Origin of the sequence: Rubripirellula reticaptiva (genome assembly GCF_007860175.1) — a bacterium.
GTDB lineage: Bacteria > Planctomycetota > Planctomycetia > Pirellulales > Pirellulaceae > Rubripirellula > Rubripirellula reticaptiva.
The window spans coordinates 266,394-287,437 of record NZ_SJPX01000001.1; the positions used below are offsets into that span (position 1 = coordinate 266,394).

General features: G+C 56.7%; 13 protein-coding genes and 1 pseudogene. 11 read left to right on the forward strand and 3 right to left on the reverse strand.

The features are described from left to right. The first annotated feature begins 96 nt into the window (after positions 1–96). The 10 genes and pseudogenes from Poly59_RS00955 to Poly59_RS00995 all read left to right on the forward strand — a co-directional run bounded on the left by Poly59_RS00955 (position 97) and on the right by Poly59_RS00995 (position 11,751). The gene (locus tag Poly59_RS00955; RefSeq protein ID WP_246151285.1) at positions 97–1,626 is read left to right on the forward strand and encodes a serine/threonine-protein kinase; all 1,530 of its coding nucleotides are present in this window, start codon (positions 97–99) and stop codon (positions 1,624–1,626) included. After that, positions 1,586–1,948: pseudogene (locus Poly59_RS30570) on the forward strand (FHA domain-containing protein); the annotation flags it as partial. The gene Poly59_RS00955 and the pseudogene Poly59_RS30570, both read left to right, overlap by 41 nt. Before the next feature lie 147 nt (positions 1,949–2,095). Further along, positions 2,096–2,641: a hypothetical protein gene (locus tag Poly59_RS30040; protein ID WP_246151286.1), complete on the forward strand. Its 546-nt coding sequence runs from the start codon at positions 2,096–2,098 to the stop codon at positions 2,639–2,641. Between the two features lie 65 nt (positions 2,642–2,706). Further along, positions 2,707–4,083, forward strand: a complete 1,377-nt coding sequence (locus Poly59_RS00965; RefSeq protein ID WP_146532217.1) for a lipopolysaccharide biosynthesis protein — start codon at positions 2,707–2,709, stop codon at positions 4,081–4,083. Positions 4,084–4,089: 6 nt separating this feature from the next. Further along, a complete protein-coding gene (locus Poly59_RS00970; protein WP_146532218.1) occupies positions 4,090–5,268 on the forward strand; it encodes a glycosyltransferase family 4 protein in 1,179 nt (392 codons plus the stop codon). Continuing rightward, positions 5,265–6,416, forward strand: a complete 1,152-nt coding sequence (locus tag Poly59_RS00975) for a glycosyltransferase (RefSeq protein WP_146532219.1) — start codon at positions 5,265–5,267, stop codon at positions 6,414–6,416. Before Poly59_RS00970 ends, Poly59_RS00975 begins: the two co-directional genes overlap by 4 nt. Before the next feature lie 84 nt (positions 6,417–6,500). Further along, complete coding sequence (locus Poly59_RS00980; protein ID WP_146532220.1) at positions 6,501–7,073, forward strand: NYN domain-containing protein; 573 nt, start codon at positions 6,501–6,503, stop codon at positions 7,071–7,073. Positions 7,074–7,087: 14 nt separating this feature from the next. Next, on the forward strand, positions 7,088–9,226 hold the full coding sequence (locus Poly59_RS00985) for an alpha/beta hydrolase family protein (RefSeq protein ID WP_146532221.1): 2,139 nt from the start codon (positions 7,088–7,090) through the stop codon (positions 9,224–9,226). Positions 9,227–9,308: 82 nt separating this feature from the next. Further along, a complete protein-coding gene (locus Poly59_RS00990; protein WP_146532222.1) occupies positions 9,309–10,637 on the forward strand; it encodes a Gfo/Idh/MocA family protein in 1,329 nt (442 codons plus the stop codon). 25 nt (positions 10,638–10,662) lie between these two features. Then, positions 10,663–11,751 (forward strand): serine hydrolase domain-containing protein, encoded by a 1,089-nt coding sequence (locus Poly59_RS00995; protein WP_186775953.1) that lies wholly within the window; start codon positions 10,663–10,665, stop codon positions 11,749–11,751. Between the two features lie 27 nt (positions 11,752–11,778). On the opposite strand, the gene Poly59_RS01000 is transcribed toward Poly59_RS00995, so the two are convergent. After that, on the reverse strand, positions 11,779–13,209 hold the full coding sequence (locus Poly59_RS01000; RefSeq protein WP_146532224.1) for a DUF1501 domain-containing protein: 1,431 nt from the start codon (positions 13,207–13,209) through the stop codon (positions 11,779–11,781). A gap of 67 nt (positions 13,210–13,276) precedes the next feature. Then, complete coding sequence (locus Poly59_RS01005) at positions 13,277–16,447, reverse strand: DUF1553 domain-containing protein (RefSeq protein ID WP_146532225.1); 3,171 nt, start codon at positions 16,445–16,447, stop codon at positions 13,277–13,279. 127 nt (positions 16,448–16,574) lie between these two features. Between Poly59_RS01005 and Poly59_RS01010 the strand changes: the two genes are divergently transcribed. Then, the gene (locus Poly59_RS01010) at positions 16,575–17,330 is read left to right on the forward strand and encodes an AraC family transcriptional regulator (protein WP_146532226.1); all 756 of its coding nucleotides are present in this window, start codon (positions 16,575–16,577) and stop codon (positions 17,328–17,330) included. Here Poly59_RS01010 and Poly59_RS01015 read toward each other — a convergent pair. After that, positions 17,322–20,975: a proline dehydrogenase family protein gene (locus Poly59_RS01015; protein ID WP_246151287.1), complete on the reverse strand. Its 3,654-nt coding sequence runs from the start codon at positions 20,973–20,975 to the stop codon at positions 17,322–17,324. The genes Poly59_RS01010 and Poly59_RS01015 overlap by 9 nt on opposite strands. Positions 20,976–21,044: the final 69 nt, after the last annotated feature.

The following is a 21,044-nucleotide window of genomic DNA, read 5'->3' on the forward strand; positions in this document are numbered from 1 at the left end:
TTCATTCAATATTCACGGAATCCAGTGGCGATGGATGCGTATGCTATGCGACGGTCCGATGACATGTCGCTGGACTTCTATCAATGAAGATTGGAAATGCAAACGGGAACCTCGATCAACAGCGCTACGACGACTCAACCAGTCCCACCTCAACCGGTCTTGGACGAGGCGACTCGTTCGTTCGTGAAACGTTCGTTGGCGGCTGGCTTGGTCGAAGTTAGCGACCTGAAAAAGGTCGTCGTGTCACTGATGGCTGAGAGTCTAGTGTTCTCGCCCGAACGACTGGCCGGCGGCTTAGTCGGTGCCGGGATCCTAACCCAATGGCAAGCGACCAAACTTTTGTCGGGCAAAAGCAAAGGCTTTTACTTGGGCAGCTACCGTCTGCTGCGTCCACTCGGTCGCGGAGGCATGGGCGTCGTGTATCTGGGCGAACACCACGTGATGAAGCGGTTGATGGCGCTGAAGATTTTGCCCCCCGAAGCGTCTGGAGACGCGCGACGCATCAAACGTTTTCAAGACGAAGCGAAAGCTTGCGCGCAGCTTGACCATCCCAACATTGTTCGTGCTTACGATTTTTCACAAGCCAGCGGCAAGCTTTACATCGTGATGGAGTACGTCGATGGCATCGACCTGCACCAAGCCGTCGCGCGAGATGGAAAGATGTCGGTCGCCGAAGCAATGGACGCACTAACGCAAGCGGCTGCCGGCCTGGCTCACGCGCACGAGCGAGGCATCATTCACCGCGACATCAAACCGTCCAACTTGATGTTGCGGACCGACGGTGTTTTAAAAGTCAGCGATCTAGGACTAGCTCGCATTGGCTGGACCGACGGCGAAGACGAGAGCCGACGGCTGATGGGCACCGCTGATTTTGTTGCACCTGAACAAGCCATCAACAGTCAATCGGTCGACGCACGAGCTGACATTTATTCGCTAGGGTGTTCGCTCTATTTCTTATTGACCGGACGTGCCCCCTTTGATGGTACGACGGTCGCACAGCGATTGGCCAAGCATCAAACCGCCGCCGTCCCTGACGTTCGGCAGCGGCGCCCCGATTGCCCCGCCGGAGTCGCCGAACTGTTGATGCGGATGATGGCGAAACGCCCCGAGGACCGCCCCAAGTCGGCAGTCGAGTTGATCTCGCAGTTGAAGCGATTCGGCGGACTTGGAACAGATTCGAATAATCATCCGCTTCGCCATGTGGCGCCGGCCAGCGACACGGCCATCGATGAAATGACTTATCAAGCCACCATCGACGACAGCTCGCTTTCGTCCGATGGCGAGGTCGAAATCGTTGCTGATGAATCCGTATTTGATTTTGGCGATCTGCCGCCGGTCGATATGGCCAGCGTTGTGATGAGCAAACCCGTCGCAATAGCAAATGCCGGTCCCATCAAACCCAAGTCAGTGGCGGGCGAACGAAATTCACCAACTTCAAACGGCAGTGCCTCGAACAACCAGCAAGTATTGCTAGGCGTCGGACTAGCGTTTGCGATGATCGCGCTGGTTGCGGTGATCGGACTCGGGTTCATTTCCATGTCACGTCCATTGCCTCAGGCAGTGCCCAAAATCAAAGTGACCGAAGGTGGAAAAGACGGTTCCGTCATCATTCTGCAGCAACCCTAGCACACCAAAGGAAAAATCCTTGATTCGCTCGGCAGTACTCGAAACGGCTTGCGCACGACTGATCCTCCAAACGGGCAGCTTGGCTGGTTTAGAGGCTCCGTTGATGACGGGTTTTTATATGATCGGCCGACATGCAGATTGTCAGATCCGCCCCAAGACACGGTCAGTCAGCCGACGACACTGCTTGCTCCAATGCCAAGATAAATCAGTGCAATTGATGGATCTGAACAGCACCAGCGGTACCCGGGTGAACGATGAGAAAATCGAACCGAAAACGTGGCGTTTGCTTTTTGAGGGCGATCGGGTCCGATGCGGCAAAATTGAATTTCGCGTGGGCCTGACTGCTCAACGGCCCCCCAGACCAGCGATCAACAATCGCATTACCGCTGCGAAGCTAACCACAGCACAAATCAAGCCTCCTCGCATCGAGGCACTTCCGACCAAACTCACCGCTCAACCCAGCGACCGCATGACCTCCATCGCCCCACCCGAATCTCAGCCGAATTCTCCGTCGATCGTCAATGGAGCGGCTTGGGAATCATTTGACATCGCCGGATTCCTTGAAACCGAAGACAATCAAGATCGTGAAGCACGGTACGACCGAATTCGGACCGAGAATGCCGAGGCGATTGCAGCAGAGAACCTGCGAGACCGCCAATTTGACGACACCCAATTTGATGACACGATGGTCGAAGACAGTAGCGACGATATTGCACCGTATAACGATGTTGACGCATCCTCGCTTGCCGCTTCGTTCAACAGTGGTGCGACCACGCAGCCCAAGTCATCGCAGCCCAAGTCGTCGCAGCCCAAGCCGTCGCGGCCCGATAGGCCGCAGCCCAGAACGAAACGAAACTGGAACTTGGCCGCTCGGTTCACCCTTCCCTACGAACCCGACGCGATCAAGTTAACTGCGGCTTGGATTCTCGCCGCAGCCATCGTTGGGCTGGTCGCTTGGAAGGCCTATCATTTTTCCGCTAAACCGGATGTACGCGTGATCCAGACAATCGACTGACGAAGTTGCCGATTTTTGGATGCCGGGTTTAGAAGACTTTTAGGGCGCGACTATACTCGCCCCTCATGACCACTTCTGCCAACCATCCCGATTCGACGCCTCCGCAGGCGACTGCATCGGACGGCGCGAGCGCGGATACGCCCACGGGCGATGCCGCCCCAGCGGGCGAGTCGGCGGCAGAGTCGGCTAAATCCGCCAGCGGCAAGAAACGCAAAGCACTGCAGTTCATTTCGACCGTCGGATTCGCATTCGCCATCGTCGGTCTCCAGCTCGGCCAAGGCATCCTGCTGGCCCGGTTGCTGGGCCCGGTCGGCCGCGGCGAATATGCCGCAGCGGTACTTTACGTCCAGATGCTGTTGTACGTAGGACTGTTTGGCGGGCTGGAAGTGATCTGTCGCCGTGCGGCCGAAGACAAACAGGCCAGCGAGGGACAAATTGGCGACCCTTTCAAACTTCGCCGAGCCGCACTTTGGCTGGGCATCACGACCGGCACCGTCACATCGCTGATTGCCGTGGGATTGAACCTAGTCGCATTGCCAGCCGACAAACGGTTTCTGATTCCTGTCGCGATCCTGTGTTCGCTCAGCATCCTGGGCCAACACGCGATGCTGATCATGACGGCAGTCGACCGTGGCCGTGGCGAGTTTGGCAAGTACAACATCCGCCGGCTGATCGCCGCGGCCTCGTTCCCGATGCTGTTGCTGATCACGGCCTTGATGATGCCGATCGATGTGATGACAGCCGCTTGGTTGTTCGTCGCTGCGTCGGTGATTTCGATGATCGCGTGCTTAGCCGGCGTGCCACGCCCATTCACGGGGGCAAGCGAACCGAGCGTGCCAGTGTTGACCCGCGAAAGTCGGCCCTACGGGTACTCGATGCTGGTGACGGACCTGTTCGAGCGACTCGATCTGCTGCTTGTTTTATGGCTCGCACCGCTGATCCAGCAAGGCTTCTATGCCGCGATGGTGCCGGCGGTTTACCCGTTGACGGTGATCCCCAATACGCTGGGCCTGTTCCTCTTCAACGCCGGTGCCAGCAAGGAAGGCCGTCTGAAAACCCGTGACATCCACCGAATTTTGGGATCATCGCTGGCCATTCAAACCATCAGCACGATCGCTTTCATGTTGTTGATCGGGCCAATGGTGCGGCTATTTTACGGCGAAGACTTCGAACCGGCGATTAAGTTTGCCATGTGGCTGGCCCCGGCATCGGCAATCAAGGGCGTGCTGCAGGGCCTGGACAGCTATCTGAAGGGGCGAGGGCGACCACTGGCGCCGATCCGAGCTCGGTTTCTGGCAATCGCGGTCATGATAGTGTCCACTTGGGCACTATTTAGTACCTATGGAACTCTCGCCGTCGCCATGGCAGCCTTGGCGGGCCAGGTTGTTTGTCTGATCTGGTTGACTAGCATCGTGTATTCAGATGTTCAGCGTCACGAATAATTCAACATGAAACCCGCCCCATCAACCGCCGTCGAAGACGCTCACGTCGTGTTTCTGGTCAACTTTGTTGCGCCTAACCTGATCGCGGTTTGCCAACAAATCGCTGCTCGAGTCGGCAAGTTCACGATCCTGTCGTCGGTCGCGATGGAATCCAACCGCGACTGGCAGACGGAGTGGGGCGACTTAGACGTTCGCGTTCAAAAGACGTGGACCATCACCCGCCATCCTAAGCATCCGGGCGGATACGTCGAAGTCAACTACGTTCATATCCCAACCGATACGCTCGGCCAACTTCGTCGGCTCAAACCTGATGCGATCGTTTCACTAGAACTCGGTGCTCGAACGGCTTGGTCATCGCTCTACAAGAGCCTGCATCGCAAGTGTGTCCATATCACCTCGGTGTACGCGTCGGAACGAAGCGAAAGCGGTCGTGGACGACTGCGAGGCTGGCTGCGACGACGGTTGCTCCGCCGCGCCCAGTGGGTGACCCACAACGGTCCAAGCTGCCAACGATTATTGCTGTCGTTCGGCGCCGATCCCAATCGCATGTCGTCGTGGAATTATGCGGCCGATCCCAACAAAGCTTACCGCGGTCCGATCACGCAGAAGTCTGACCGTTCGTCGTTGAAAATGCTTACCGTTGGACAATTGAGCGAGCGAAAGGGCGTCACTCAGGCGCTTCAGCAATTGTCCCAATGGGCAACCGCCCATCCCGACGTATCGATCGTTTGGAACGTCGTTGGCAATGGTCCGTTGATGGAATCGATGAAGGCGACATCGTTGCCGGCGAACTTGACGATGCTCTTGCACGGTCACTGTGGCCCCGAAGCGATCGCAGACCAGTACCGCGACAACGACTTGATGCTGTTCCCAACTCTGGCTGATGAATGGGGATTGGTCGTCGACGAATCGCTACAGTCCGGCTTGCCCGTCATCGGCAGCCTGTACAGCCAAGCCGTCACGACGCTGATCACCGACGGCTGCGAAGGCATGGTTTACGATCCCGAAGAACCATCATCGCTTGCCCAAGCGATTGATCGCATTCTGGCGATGCCCGACGAGGACTATCAACGCATGCCCGAGACGGCTCGACTCACCGGAGCCGCGAGAACGCCCGAAGCATCGGCGGATCAACTTGTCAACGCCATCCGAATGGCCATGCAATCCAATGCGAGGGCACGATGAACTCATCGACCATTGCGAACAATCACCCGGATCTACCGGGCACGTCTAAGCCGCTTCGAGTGGCCATCTACACGGCCGATCAAAATCCGCACCGTGACCGCAGTCAAGGCATCACGTCGATGACGCGAACGCTGATGGAAGAGTTTGCCTTGCGCCGTGATCTGCAGATGACTCAAGTGATCAGTCGCAGTTCGTATCGACATTCCGATGCGGCAGTTCAAACCAAGTCGATTCCGTTTCGAACCGACGGACGAATCGGACGAGTTCTGGCCGACGCAATCCACCCCTGGCTCGCACGCCCCGCGGTGGACCTTTGGTATTACCCCAAGGGCTACGTGTCGCAGTACTCGCATCCGCATCAACCATCGGTCGGCACGATGCACGACACGATCGTACAACACTATGCCGATCACTATCCCGAAACTCGCAGCCCGCGCGCGTTCAAGTACTGGATCGGTGTCACCCGGCGCAGCTTAAAAGAACTTTCGTACGTGCTGACGATTTCCCAGCATGCTGCGTCTCAATTGAAACAGTTCTGCGACCGCTACGACATTCCTCAACCGCAAATGGAAGTCACCTACGAGGGCAGTTCATGGGAATCGATTCGCCATATCCGTCACGAAAAAGACGACTGTGTCACTCACCTCGCGTCACCGGCGCCTCACAAAGGCACCAACCGTTTGCTGACGTTCTGGCAAACATTGCAATCACGCGGACGCGACCTTCCCAAGCTCGAACTGATCGGCAACCTCGACCAAGCTGGCGAAGAACTTTTTGAAACTCTTCGTGGCGTGATTCGCCACAAGCCGCAAGCAACCGCCGATCTGCAAGCCTCGATTGGCAAGGCTCGCGCGCTCTTGCTGCCTAGCGAGATCGAAGGATTCGGACTGCCGGCTTTGGAAGCCTATTACGTCGGCACGCCAACTTGCTATGTCCGTGACACGTCGGTCGGGGAAGTCGTCGCGGACCAGGGCAGGGCAGGGGAGTTCAATTTGACGGACGTCGACGACTTTGAAAAAGCACTCGACTGGTCCCTGAGTGTCGACGAACCGACCATCCGCGCGATCGGCGATGCGATGCACGCACGATTTGCCAACCGAGTCATCGCCGACCGTGTTGTCGCAGCCTTTCGCCGCGCCGTGGTCTAGGGATGTGGTGTAGGATGGCCCTCGAGTGAACCGGCAATTCCCTTGCCGCCAATCCCTACGACACAAACCATCAAGCGTTTCACAATGGCCAAGGATCGGACCACACCAACCCGGACCGCACAAATCGTGTCGCCCGCGTTGTGGTTGCTGATTGATGGCTACAACGTCCTGGCTCCGACCGCCCCACCACGAAACCCAGGTGCAAACTGGCTTCATCAAGAACGGATGCTGCTGATCAACCGATTGGCCGAGCACCTTGATAGCGAAACGCGGCGTCGGACCTGCGTCGTTTTCGATGCCGCCAACCCACCCCGCGATCGACCGCACCGATTCACGATCAACGATATCGACGTGGTCTTCGCCATCGAGTATCCCGAGGCAGACGACTTATTGGAAGAACTGATCGCAGCTCACCCGACACCAAAGACATTGGCAGTTGTCTCGTCAGACGCTCGGGTCCAGACAGCCGCGAAACGCAAACGTTGCCGATCCTTCGATTCGCAACTTTGGCTCGACGACTTGCTTGACGGAAATGTTCGCTTGGCCGTCGATCCGGCGCCGACCCAACCAACAACACCCAATCGCATCAAACCGGCACCACCATCCGAATCCGATGTTGCCGATTGGATGCGAGAATTCGGATTCGACGAAAATTAAAGGTTAAGGTATCCATGTCATCGAGAAAACTGATTGCCCCCAGTCTGTTGGGACTCGTCTTCATTGCCGTCTGGAATCTGACCTCGATGGCAGACGACCAAACCGGCAGTGAAACGCTTGCAGGCGATCGTCTGGTTCGTGAGTACTTTGAGATTCAAACCGAACAACTGTCAAAGCAGGTGCTGCCCCCGGACACCACACTGCAGCAGTGGAAGGACGGCCGGCCTGAACTGCAACGGCAACTACGCGACATGCTGGGGCTCGATCCCATGCCACCTCGCACTTCCTTGCAAGCCGAAGTTGTCGGTTCCATGCTGCACGGCGACTACCGGGTCGAGCGACTGCACTTCCAACCTTCACCCGGGCTCTACGTCGCCGCCAACTTCTACCTTCCCGCCAAAGTCGAAACGCGGTTACCGACAATCTTGTACGGCTGTGGCCACGCCAAGCAAGCCGCTGGCAAACTTAGCTACGGCAACAAGACCGCCTACCACCATCACGGCGTTTGGTTCGCTCGTAACGGCTACGCGTGCTTGATCATTGACACGATTCAGTGGGGCGAGTTCCTAGGCGATCACCACGGAACGTACAGGTTGAAACAGTGGTGGTGGAACAATCGAGGCTACACGCCGGCGGGAGTCGAAGCGTGGACGTGCGTGCGGGCTTTGGACTATTTAGAGACTCGGCCCGAGGTTGATTCCGACCGCTTCGGTGTGACCGGTCGCTCCGGCGGAGGCGCGTATTCTTGGTGGGTGACCGGGATCGATGATCGCGTCAAAGTCGCCGTGCCGGTTGCCGGTATCACGACGCTTCGAAACCATGTGGTCGATGGGTGCGTGGAAGGACACTGCGACTGCATGTACATGATCAACACTTACCGGTGGGACTATTCGATGGTCGCCGCGATGGCGGCACCGCGTCCACTGTTAATTGCCAACAGTGATAAAGACACGATCTTCCCGCTCGACGGTGTTCTTGCGATCCATCAACAAGTTCGTGACGTCTATCGCCTGTACGGCCAGGACGACAAGCTCGGACTGCAGATCACCGAAGGCCCGCACCGCGATACCCAGGAACTTCGCGTTCACGCATTCCGGTGGTTCAACCGCTGGTTAAAAGACGATGACTCGTTGATTCAGTTTCCAGCGGAGAAGACTTTGACGCCCGAAGAATTGAAGGTGTTTGATGAACTTCCCGCTGATCAAACTGTGACGACGATTCAGGAATCGTTCGTCCCCAAAGTTGACGCAGGCGAACTACCGTCCACGGACGAAGCACTGTTAAAACGAACGGAACAATGGGTCAATGATCTGAACACAAAAACATTCGCGGGTTGGCCAGATGCCTCGCAACCAATACCCTTGAATACGGCCCACTCTGAAACGCTGCGCAATGATTCGGTCCAGTGTCAGGTTTACGATTTCGATAGCCAACGACCGTATCGCTTACCATTCTACGTTTTGCGCCCGCGTGACGCGGTTGAGAAACCCAAGTCGGTGCATCTGGTCGTGCTGCACGCTGAAGACTGGACCGCGATCGAGAACGACTTAAAAACGCTCGCTTCGACTGCACCGCCGGTAGATTCAAAGGCCAACTCCCAGGCGGGCCATACCGGATCGACGCCGACGTTATCCGAGCTCGTCGAAAGCAATCCTGACGCCGCGGTGCTGCTCTTTGCGCCACGCGGGGTCGGATCAACGCGGTGGACGGGCGACGACCGATCAGCGGACCATCTGCTGCGACGATTCATGCTGCTTGGGCAAACGGCCGATGGCATGAGAATTTGGGACATCCGCCGATGTCTCGGAGCCATGGGCGACGTCCCAGAACTCAGTGGACTCCCCGTTACCGCGACTGGCCGCAGTACCGCTGCCGCTTGGTTACTGTACGCGAGTCTTCAGTCGCCCATTCTTGCGAAGCCCAACGTCGCAAAATTGAGCCTGGTGGATTTGCCAACGACCAATCGTGACGCGATCTCGCTGCTCAATGTCAGCCGGGTGATTGAGATACCACAAGCCGTCCTGGCGGCAACCACGAAAGTTCAATCAGTTGAATTGGTCAGCAGCCGATCCGGCGATTCCGATTGGCAGGCGATCGCAGACGCATCAAATCGGTTCGCCACATCAGTTAACATAAAGCGTTCAACGGATTGAATCGCAAACTGAATTTTGCGGATCGACCTGTTGCCACATCGGATGGCAGTAATCGACTTCTGTTCTCAATGGGTAGAAACAAATGCATACGGCTGCTTCGCAACAGCGGCGACTGTTCCTTCAAGCCGGCGCGGCGATCACCGCGTCGATGCTTGCTGGCACATCCTCGGCCCAATCCCCAGAATCCGCCCCGGACCCCGTGACCGACGACCAAGGCAAGCTGGACGGCCAAAAAGTTCGGCTAGCAGTCATCGGAGCCAATAACCGTGGCACCGCGTTAATCAAAGGTTTCAACGCCAATCCGAACGCCGAAGTCGTTGCGGTTTGTGATGTCGATTCCGATGTCCTGCAGCGGACAGCTGCGTTGATCAATCAACCGAGCGGAGGCAAACCGACGACTTACGTAGATCTACGTCACGTCCTGGATCGCCCCGACATTGATGCCATCGTCGTTGCCACGCCCAACCACTGGCACGCGCCGGCGACCATTCTCGGCTGCGCCGCCGGCAAACACGTTTACGTCGAAAAGCCATGCAGCCAAACGCCCGAGGAAGGTGTCTTGGCAGTCCAAGCGGCTCGCAAGCACGACCGCGTCGTCATGATGGGATCACAGCGACGCAGTTGGCCCGCCGTCATCGCAGCAATGAACTTGGTTCACTCTGGACGAATCGGCAAAGTTTCCTACGCACGAACTTGGTACAACAATCGCCGCACATCGGTCGGGGTGGGAAATCAGGTGCCCGCTCCGCAAACACTTGACTGGGACCTATGGCAAGGACCAGCCCCGCGTCGCCCGTACGTCGACAACATCGTTCACTACAACTGGCACTGGCATTGGCACTGGGGCAACGGTGAACTGGGGAACAACGGCATCCACGTGCTGGACCTCGCTCGGTGGGGGATGCAGGTGACGTATCCAAATCGCGTCACCGCCGGTGGCGGGAAATACCGCTACCAAGACGACCAGCAAACTCCCGACACGATGATGGTCACCTACGACTTCCCCGAATCGAAAACCATCACTTGGGAAGGACTCAGTTGGTCGCCGATGGGAGCTCACGACACGTCGGTTGGTGTCAGCTTTCATGGTTCTGAAGGGACTCTGGTCGTCTTCGGACAAGGCTACACACTGTACGATGATCACAACAAAGAGATCGAAACGGTCACCGACGCGGGTGGGGACACGGCCCACTTGGATCAGTTTGTCCAGTGCATCCGCAATGGTGGCACGCCCAATACCGATATCCAAGTCGCGCACGACAGCACTTTGCTGACACACCTGGGCAACATGGCCTACCGCACCGGTGGACTGCTGAATATCAATCCGAAGAATGGCAAGCCGATAGACAATCAAGCCGCCACCGCATTGTGGGGCCGCGAATACGAACAAGGATGGAAACCCATTGTTTAGAAGATTGTTTAGCAGATTCCTTCTAGTGGCAATTTTGTCGTGCGCATCGTCCGCCGCCTGGGCCGATTCAGCATCCGCGACCAAATTGCTAGAGGAAGCGATTCGGTCGGGCCAGACCGCTGGCGTAGTCGTCTCGATGACACTCGGTTCCGAAATGATCTACCAGGTTGCTCTAGGCGACGCCCAGACTGAACCCGAGCCACGCCCAATGACGATGGACACGTTGTTTGACCTAGCGTCACTGACCAAACCGATTGCAACCGCTACGTCGATTATGATCTTGGCGGACCAAGACCGTGTGCAACTCGATGAACCAGCGGCGACTTACTGGCCACCATTTGCGATCCACGGCAAAGACACGATCACGGTCCGTGACCTGCTATTACACCGGAGCGGCTTGATTGCCGACAACTCGCTGTCGGACTACAGCGACGATCAGTCCGCCAACTGGGCCAACATCGCTCAGCTACGGCCAACGATGCCACCAGGTCAGACCTTTCGATACTCGGATGTCGGATTCCAGGTACTAGGGAAGTTGGTGGAAGAAGTCAGCGACATGCCACTGGATCAATTCGCTCTGCAGAACATCTTCGCACCTCTGAAAATGACGCGGACCCGATACAACCCATCGCAACAACTCGGCAAGCAGGAAGCAGCCCAAGCGGCGGCAACAGAGCAGCGAGACGGGCAATGGATGGTCGGTGAAGTTCATGACCCGCGAGCATTTCGGATGGGCGGTGTCGCCGGGCATGCTGGACTATTCTCAACCGCCGGAGACCTGATCCGTTTCGGGCAATCATTCTTAAAATTTTCCTTCCCGGATCATCCCGCCATCCTGCGCACCGCAACCATGGCAGAGATGACGAAACCTACCGCAGTCCCCAAAGGCATTCGCGGACTGGGATGGGACATGCGCACCGCCTATTCGTCCAACCGAGCGGAATCGTTTTCCGATGCCGCGTTTGGTCATGGCGGGTTTACCGGAACCGTTTTATGGATCGACCCGGCACAGCAAATCGTTTTTGTCTTGCTGAGCAATCGCCTGCATCCCGACGGCGACGGCAGTGTCAATCGCTTGGCAGCTCAAGTAGCCGACGAAATCCTAAAACCTTGACGGATCGTTCGTGTTGCGAAACTCAAATTAGGCGAGAATGTCGTTGATTACGCTTCCGTGAACGTCCGTCAGCCGGAATCGTCGGCCTTGGTACTTGTACGTCAAACGTTCGTGATCGATGCCCATCAAATGCAGAATGGTGGCGTTGAAGTCGTGCACATGGACACCGTTTTCAATGACGTTGTAACCAAACTCGTCGGTCGTCCCGTGAGTGATCCCGGGCTTGATCCCGCCACCGGCCATCCATGAAGTGAAACATCGAGGATGGTGATCGCGTCCATAGTTGTCGGCGCTCAACACGCCCTGGGTGTAAGACGTCCGGCCAAACTCGCCGCCCCAAATCACCAGGGTGTCATCAAGCATCCCCAGTCGTTTCAGATCAGTCACAAGCGCCGCCGATGCTTGGTCCGTTTCTTTCGCCTGACCGGCAATCTGTTTCGGCAAGTTGGAGTGCTGGTCCCACCCCTGGTGATACAACTGAATGAACCGAACATCTCGCTGTGCCAATCGCCGGGCAAGCAAACAATTCGCCGCGAACGTTCCGGGTGTGCGGGCGTCTTCGCCATAAAGTTCGAACGTCGATTCAGGTTCATCCGAAAAGTCAGCCACCTCAGGCACACTCGACTGCATTCGAAACGCCATTTCATACTGTGCGATTCGCGATTCAATTTCACCGTCTAGCTCTTTGCCGAACTGATGTTGGTTCAGCGAGTTGATCGCATCAAGCTGAGCTCGACGACGCGAGGGTGTGATGCCTTCGGGATTTGACAAATACAAGACGGGATCGCTGCCGCCACGAAACTGGACGCCCTGGTACTGTGAATCGAGGAACCCGTTGCCCCACAATCGGGAGTACAGAGGTTGCCCACCTTGCCCGGCGGTGACCAATACGATGAACGCCGGCAAGTCTTCGTTCTCGCTGCCCAAACCGTACGACAACCAAGACCCCAGCGAAGGTCGACCGGCGATCTGTGAACCGGTCTGGAACATCGTCACAGCCGGATCATGGTTGATCGCTTCGGTGTGCATCGATTTGATAAAACAAACATCGTCAACGATGCCGCGATGGTGCGGCAACAGATCGCTGAGCCAGGCACCGGACTCGCCGTGCTGCGAAAACTTGAATTTCGAACTCGCCAGCGGCAATGACGATTGGTTGACCGACATCCCCGTCAATCGCTGCTCGCCACGAACGGCGGGTGGTAATTCTTGGCCGTGCATTTTGGTCAACAGCGGCTTGTAGTCAAACAAGTCCTGCTGTGCCGGACCACCGGATTGAAACAGATAAATGATCCGCTTCGCCTTGGGTTCAAAATGAGTCTTTGGCAACGGTGCGGCCGGCGCGTCGGCCACCGCATCTTTGCCCAACATTGACGCCAGCGCGGCGATACCGACACTGGTGCACCCATTCTTGAAAAAGACGCGACGGTTCGAAGCGAATGGATCAGGTGAATTCATCGTGACGTTAAATGCTTTGAGTTGCTGATTTGTTTCAAGGGAGTCGGTACAGTGGCGGGTGAAGGAATCACCGTTTCCAAATCGTCGCGTCCAGATTCAGGATCGCTTGACAGACCGTTGTCATCGCCGCCAATTGGACCGGATCAATGAACTCGTTGATTTCCTTATCGCCCGAGTCAATCAACTTCTTGGCCTCGTCCGGATGGTCCGTATAGAACGCGACTTCGTCCTTCAATAAACCTGCCAGCACTTCGCTTTCTCGGTCATCAGGCTTGCGGCCCGCCAAACGCAAGAACGCTTGCTCGACCGGCGAATCGTCTTTCATCACTTGCTCGGCCAGCACGCGAGCCGCTTCGACGAACTGAACGTCATTGAGCAACACCAACGCCTGCAGCGGAGTGTTCGTTCGGGATCGCTTGACCGTGCAGACTTCACGTGTCGTTGAATCGAACGCCAACATATTGGGCAGGGGCGCCGTGCGTTTCCAAACCGAATACAACGACCGACGGTACAACGCCTGCCCAACCGATTGCTGGTACGGCGGTGACATTCCGTTGGATTCTTTCCACAAGTCTTCGCCCGGCTGATAGGGCGACACCGGCGGACCGCCTGTTTCGGGGTCCATGAGCCCCGATGCTGCCAACGCTACGTCACGGATCTGCTCGGCTGCCAATCGATAGGCGGGGCCACGGGCGAGCAATCGATTGGTGGGATCTGCCACGATCGATTTCTCGTCGGTTTTCGAATCTTGACGGTACGTTGCCGACAGCACGATTTGCTTACAAAGCCGTTTTACATCCCAACCGGCACTGACGAAATCACGCGCCAACCAGTCCAACAATTCGGGATGCGTTGGCAGATCGCCCTGCGAACCAAAATTCTCGGACGTGTGAACCAGCGGCTCTGCAAAGAAGTTGCCCCAAACGCGGTTCACCGCGACGCGTGATGTCAGCGGATGATTGGGATGGGTCACCCACTGGGCCAATCCCAAACGATCCTTTGGCCCATCGTTGGGAATCGGAATCGCCGACAATGTCTGGCGATTGACCAGTGTCTTGTCGCTGGTGACCGCGTCGTACTGACCGCGTGCCAATACGTGCGCGGAACGAACTTCAGGCATCTCTCGCATGATCGGAATTTCGTTCATGACTTCTTCGGCCATCACCCACGCCTTTCGTGCGTCGGTCAGTTTGCTCATCGCGGCGCGGGCCGCCTCGTCAATCGCCGTCGTGTAATAAGCGTAGTAGGCGTCGTCGTCCAGACTCGTTTTACCAGTCACCAATTGTGAAATCTCGGACATTGTCAACGCGCGGGTATAGACGCGAACGTCATCAATCAATCCTCCGTCGAGTCCACGAGCACGGAAACGTTGCCCGACGACAAACTCGCCACCGTGATCGACGAGCACGTTGCAGCTCTTTTTCAGTTCGTCCCGAAGCACCACTGTTTCAAGCGGCTTGCCATCGAGGAACAACAACAGTCCCGACGCCGCTGAAGATCCGTCGTACGTCGCCGTCACTTGGTGCCACTGGTCCACGGGAATGGGATCTACCGTGCGGACGCCGATGGCGTTTCCGGGCCAAACCCGATACATCCGCGATTCAAGGTGTCCGTCTTCGATCGTCAGATCCCAACCGTTGTACCCACAGTCGGTACCGCGAGTGTGGTGCGCGATCACACTTCGCTGACCAGTGCGTTTGGTTTCGCGAAACGTGACCACAACACTGATTGGCAACCAGCGGTCGAAAGGTTCAATCCCATGAGTCGTCACGCCTCGTTCGCCATCAAGCTTCATCGCTCGGCGAGATAGCGGTTCAGGAGAATCGGACTTGTCGGCCGCTACGCTGGGGTCCATTCGAACGACACTTGAATCGGTGACCTCGACTAACTCGGGCATTGTTGTCCAGGACCGATCAGACTCGGATGGATGATAGACCTCTTTGAACGAGTTATCGAAACTAAGGTCAAAACCAAGGGCCAGTTTAAGATCAGGAATGACAAGCGTTTCAGGTGCGTCTGCTTTCCAAGCGGTGAACCGTTCGCGTGAACCATCGACGGCCGCTTGATAAGCTTGCTCGGCTTTGGCGAGGTTGTTTCGAGCTTGCGTGAGCGCAGCTTCTTGGTCCGGTGTCGGCAATAAGATCGAAGGGCAGGGCACTTTGTCGGTTCGATCGTAAACGCCGCTTTCGTCGATCGAATTGAAGTACGCCGAGAACGAATAGTAATCGCGCATCGGAATCGGATCGTACTTGTGGTCGTGGCAACGACAGCACTCCATCGTCAATCCCAAGACCGCCGTACCGAAGGTGTGCACTCGGTCAGCCACGTTTTCAATTCGCCACTCTTCGAATACCGCTCCGCCTTCGTTGTTGAGTCGGTGAATCCGATTGAACGCGGTGGCAAGCCTTTGCTGGCGAGTGGGATTGTCCAGCAGGTCACCGGCCAACTGCCAGGTCAGAAAATCGTTATACGGCAAATTGTCGTTGTATGCCTGCACCACCCAGTCCCGATAAGGCCACTGGGTATTCAGTTTGTCCGATTGATACCCATACGAATCGGCATAGCGAGCAGCGTCCAACCAAGCGACCGCCATGTGTTCACCGAACGCGGGCGCATCAAGCAATCGTTGGACAACCCTTTCGTAGGCAGCGTCGAGATTCCTATCAGGCGAACTTGCGACCGATGCTTCGAACGTCTTGATCTGCCCGAGTGTCGGTGGCAGTCCGGTCAGATCCAGAGTCACACGCCGAAACCATCGCAGCGGATCGGCGGGCAAGGCTGGCGTCAAACCAGCTTCTTCGACTTTCGCCAATACAAACTGGTCGATCGGCAGGTCGCTCCAGTGACTGTCTTTGACCGAGGGAATGGGCACCGATTCGGGCAACGGTTCGAACGCCCAGTGACCTTGATACGGTGCACCGGCGTCAATCCACCGGCGAAGCATATCGCGATCAGCATCCGTCAACTCAAGGTTTGACTCGGGCGGTGGCATCATCGCGTCAGGATCGTCGCTGGTAACCCGGTCCATCAATTCACCCGACTCGATGACATCGATCGCTGCTTCGCGATTGTCCAGCCTCAGCCCAGCTTCTTGGTGCGTTTCGTCAGGTCCGTGACAGTAATAGCACTTGTCCGACAGGATCGGCCGAATGTCACGGTTGAAGTTGACATCGCCAGCATGCGCCGAAGCCGCCAACATCAAAACAGTGGCCAGCGCGAATGAGGTTTTGAATCGCATATTGAGTCAGCACGATGAGTTGAATTGATCAGCAGCAGGGTGCCGCCGAGTTTCAGAAACCACATCTTCGTCCAAACACGGCGTGGAATCTTGCACAACGGCACCTGATCCTGTGTAAAATCCACGCATGGAAACTACCAACTTCAAAGATCGCTTTTTTCGGCGTTTGGACTCGCACGAACAGGTATTCGCTTTGCTGGACCTCTTGCCGGGACTGTCCTTTTTCGTGAAAGACCGCCAGGGTCGATTTGCGGCCCTGAACCGCCGGGGCTGCGAGTACTGTGGCGTGGCGACCGAAGCCGACGCGATCGGCAAAACCGATCACGACTTCTTCCCCAAACAGCGTGCCGACGAATACCGTGCCGATGATTTGCTGGTGCTTCGGTCAGGCGAACCGATCCTCAATCGGGTGGAAAGTGCTCCCGAATCAGCCGGATCCCCGCGACTGGTCATGACCAGTAAGGTGCCGCTGCTTGATCAACGGAAACGAGTGATTGGCGTGGCAGGCTTTTCTCGCCAAGTCGACCAGATTCGCCAGCCTCAAGGCACCGTCGCCGCGTTCGCAGAAGTCATCGAGCACATGCACCAGAACTACGCCGACAACTTGGTCACCGCCGAACTAGCGGTGATGGCCGGGCTGTCACAGAGCCAATTCGAACGCCGTTTTCGCCGCGCATTTGGGGCTTCGCCGCGGCAGTATTTGATGCGAATTCGCGTCGAGCATGCCGCCGAAATGCTTTTGACGCGGTCGCAGACGGTGGTCAAAGTTGCACTCGACTGCGGTTTCTATGACCATGCTCATTTTAGCCGCAGCTTCCGCCGGATCATGAACGCGACGCCTTCCGAGTACCGCTTTCGAAACCGGCGACCATCCTCACACTGACCGACGAACTTCCTCGCCTCGTCGTCCAAGGTTTCCATAGCGGTGGTAGTCATGCGAGATCGATTGCTCATCGAGATATCGCAAGCATTCGATCGAAGCTTCGGCCAACACGGGTTCGGCAATCACGGTCACAAAGTGCTCGGCGCACACAGCGGTGGATTCAGAGCCAGTCGAAATCGCAGACAGTCTTCGCAAGCGTTTGACATCACCACTTACGATTCGTGATGCAAGCTCGCTATCGGTTTCATCGATCGGTTCAATCAAACCAGGAACATAGTCGGCAATCGCATCGAACCATTCGCTCCACGCATCCGGCGTGCCAGGATCGCTGGACAACGTGACCGGCGTGCCAACCGAAACCGCAGCGATAACGGCGAACAGAGCATCGCGAATCGAGTCAACGACTTCGACGCGAATCGTAGTGGCAACCACGGGGCGGTATCGACGCAAATTGTCTTGTCCGAGCACTCGGACAGTGTCGTGACTAAGCGAAAACTCAGTTTCCATCGCCCAGTGACAGTCCGTGACCATCTGCGATAGCGAGTGCAGAAATTTCGCGTCGAAGGACTCGGCCGACAAACTCGCCAACCAATCTCGCAAGGCGCTGGAAGGATACGATTCGTCGCGAGTATCATCCACCGCCGCATCATCGATCGCAGCAGCGTCCATTGCCTGCGGTGCAACGTCTGCGATTCGCATCAAGGCCAGAACATAGTGCGGACCGCCCGCTTTCACGCCTGGGCCGTAAGCGCTAAGCCCAACGCCCCCGAACGGTTGCCTTAGCACGATCGCGCCGGTCGTTGAACGGTTGATGTACAGATTGCCGGCGTGAATGGATTGCTTCCACAATTCGATTTCGCGGTCGTCCAAACTTTCCAGTCCGCTGGTCAATCCGTATCCCGTCGAGCGAACGATATCGATCGCTTCTTCCAATCGCGAAAACGGCATCACACCGAGGACCGGTCCAAACAACTCAGTCAAGTGCGCGAAGCCGCCGGGGTTCAAATTCCATTTGACGCCGGGCTTAAAGAGGTTTGGCTGCCCGACCACATGTTCAGGCGCGACCAACCAAGTCTCGTCGTCCTCAAGCGTTTTCATGCCGCGTGTGAGGGTCTGGCCAGGCGGACCAATCAACGGCCCCATCTTCGTGGACAAGTCCCAAGCTGATCCAACGGGAATGCTCTCGACGGCATCAGCGAACGTTTCACGAAACGCAGGATCGTCGAAGATTTCTTTTTCGAGCAACAGCAACGAAGTCGCACTGCATTTCTGGCCACCATGTCCAAACGCCGATTGAATGACGTGCTTGATCGCCAAGTCACGGTCCGCCATTGCAGTGACGATCGTCGCGTTCTTGCCACCGGTTTCCGCCAATAAGTGCAAGTCGGGCCGCACGGCCAACATGCGTTTCGCCGTCGACGTGCCGCCCGTCAAGATTACCGTATCGACCTTCGGATTCGCCACCAGTCCGGCTTCCGCATCAACGTCTTCGCACGGAATCATCTGCAGCACGTCGCGAGGAACCCCACCGTCCCAAAATGCTTGGCAAACTTGCGAAGCGACCAATACGGTTTCCGACGCGGGCTTCAAGATGACCGTGTTGCCCGCCGCGATCGCAGCCGCGATGCCACCGCAGGGAATCGCCAAGGGAAAGTTCCAAGGCGTGATCACGGCTACAACACCGCGCGGGCTAGTCGTGAGCGATTCACGATTTGCCCAGTCCAACATTGTCAGCGGATAGAACTCGCAAAAGTCGATCGCTTCGCTGACTTCGGGATCCGATTCCAGCACCGTCTTACCACCGTCGGCAACCATCGCGCCGATCAAATCTCCCCGTCGCTGGCGCAACAACTGTGCCACGTCACGAAGCACACGATGACGCTTGGCAAGATCCGTCGACTTCCAATCACTGCGATCGGCCAAAGCGATCTCGACGGCTTGTTCGACTTGCGATCGATGCGCCACTTGGTAGCGGCAAACCACCGTACCTGGGCGTGATGGATCAAATGATTCTCGCAAACATGACTCGTCACGATCGACTTTCTGATCACCGATCCAAAGTTCAACCTCAGTGGCGTTTTCGCCGGAGCGAACAATCCAGCGATCTAAAATCTCTTGTGCCCAAACGGAGTTCGCTGGCACAGCCCAGTCCGTATCAGGCTCGTTAATGTATGCCGACCAATGTTCCGAAATGCCGGATTCAAGCGGGGCAGGGCAGGGCGGTGGTTCGTGACGATCCACGTTTCGGCGCGGCGCCGAGGAAACGGTTGTCATCATGGCATACGATTTTTCGAAATCGTATGCCAGCGAATCGAACTCTGGCGTATCGGGTTTCAACCGATACGTGTGTCGCAAAAAGTTTTGCGGTCCCGTATTTTCGTCCAGCCGACGGATCAGATAGCCAATCGCGTTGATGAACTCGTCTTGTCGACACGCCGGGGCGTACAACAACATGTTATCAGCATGTTCACTGATCGCACGACGCTGATGGTTGGCCATCCCTTCGAGCATCTCGATTTGGATCGCATCGGTGTCCTTGATCGAATCGGCCCAGATCAACCCAAGGGCAACGTCGAACAAATTGTGCGACGCCAGCCCGACACGCAGAACACCTTCCTTGGCAGCGTCAATCAGCTCACGCAGCATCCGCTTGTAATTCGCATCGGTTTCCACTTTCGTGGAATAAGTCGCCTGAGCACAACCGGCGATCGACGCTTCGACACGTTCGAGTTCCAAGTTCGCGCCTTTGACCAACCGGATCGTCAGTGGAGTTCCTCCCTTGGCCACCCGGTCGTGCGACCAACCGATCAATCGCTGCATCACCGGGTACGAATCCGGAATGTAAGCCTGCAGGGCGATGCCCGCGCGAGTCTGCTCGAGTCCTGGTCGGTCGAGCGTTTCGCAAAGGATGTCAGCGGTCAGGTAGAGATCACGATACTCTTCCATATCCAAGTAGATGAATTTGCCCACGCCGGTAACTGGATCGATTTCACGATCGGCGGTCCGATACAACGTCTCCAAACGATCAGAAACTTTGGCGATCGTATGAGGACGGCTAATCGACGAAATCTGGCTATCGATGGTCGATACTTTGACAGACAGACATCGAACGTCGGGCAAACGAATCGCTTCGATGCAGCGCCGCATTCGATTGCGAGTCTCATCCTCGCCAAGAATCGCTTCGCCCAACAGGTTCACGTTCATGCCAACACCCTGACTTTGGCGAGCCCGCAAGTGACGCGTCAAAAGTTCGGGTTCGGCCGGTAAGATCACGTTGGCGGTTTCTCGCCGCATTTTTTCTTTGACCATCGGCACCGCAACGCCCGGCAGGTACTCACCAAACGACTGAAACCCCAGCAACATGGCTTGTTCGACGGGACTAAAGAAGCGAGGTATCCCTTGGACATCCAATAGGTGCGTCAATTGGTCCGCTACGCGGGCCGGCGAGTGAGTCCGAAAGGCTTGGTCCGTCATCTCAACCAGAGTCGCCTTGTCAGCCTTATGACAGATCATCCGATCAAGTTCGGCTTGTTGGCGTCTTTCCTGCGGTGTCTGCAGCTTTGAAGCCTCGGCCAACAATTGGGCGGCCAATCGGATTGCTAGGCGTACGTCGCTGGAATCGTTGGTTTCTGGGGTATCGGCCATTTTGGTGCTCCTCAGCGAACCGCCCGGTTCGCAACCTTCCGCACCCTTGGCGAGAAGCATAGAATCCGG

Bases quoted from the DNA above. Each gene is read 5' to 3' on its own strand.
- Poly59_RS00965 (WP_146532217.1), top strand. From the start codon at position 2,707: ATGACCACTTCTGCCAACCATCCCGATTCGACGCCTCCGCAGGCGACT.
- Poly59_RS00985 (WP_146532221.1), top strand. From the start codon at position 7,088: ATGTCATCGAGAAAACTGATTGCCCCCAGTCTGTTGGGACTCGTCTTC.
- Poly59_RS00955 (WP_246151285.1), top strand. From the start codon at position 97: ATGCAAACGGGAACCTCGATCAACAGCGCTACGACGACTCAACCAGTC.
- Poly59_RS01010 (WP_146532226.1), top strand. From the start codon at position 16,575: ATGGAAACTACCAACTTCAAAGATCGCTTTTTTCGGCGTTTGGACTCG.
- Poly59_RS01005 (WP_146532225.1), bottom strand. From the start codon at position 16,447: ATGCGATTCAAAACCTCATTCGCGCTGGCCACTGTTTTGATGTTGGCG.
- Poly59_RS00975 (WP_146532219.1), top strand. From the start codon at position 5,265: ATGAACTCATCGACCATTGCGAACAATCACCCGGATCTACCGGGCACG.
- Poly59_RS00980 (WP_146532220.1), top strand. From the start codon at position 6,501: ATGGCCAAGGATCGGACCACACCAACCCGGACCGCACAAATCGTGTCG.
- Poly59_RS30040 (WP_246151286.1), top strand. From the start codon at position 2,096: ATGACCTCCATCGCCCCACCCGAATCTCAGCCGAATTCTCCGTCGATC.
- Poly59_RS00970 (WP_146532218.1), top strand. From the start codon at position 4,090: ATGAAACCCGCCCCATCAACCGCCGTCGAAGACGCTCACGTCGTGTTT.
- Poly59_RS00990 (WP_146532222.1), top strand. From the start codon at position 9,309: ATGCATACGGCTGCTTCGCAACAGCGGCGACTGTTCCTTCAAGCCGGC.
- Poly59_RS01000 (WP_146532224.1), bottom strand. From the start codon at position 13,209: ATGAATTCACCTGATCCATTCGCTTCGAACCGTCGCGTCTTTTTCAAG.
- Poly59_RS01015 (WP_246151287.1), bottom strand. From the start codon at position 20,975: ATGGCCGATACCCCAGAAACCAACGATTCCAGCGACGTACGCCTAGCA.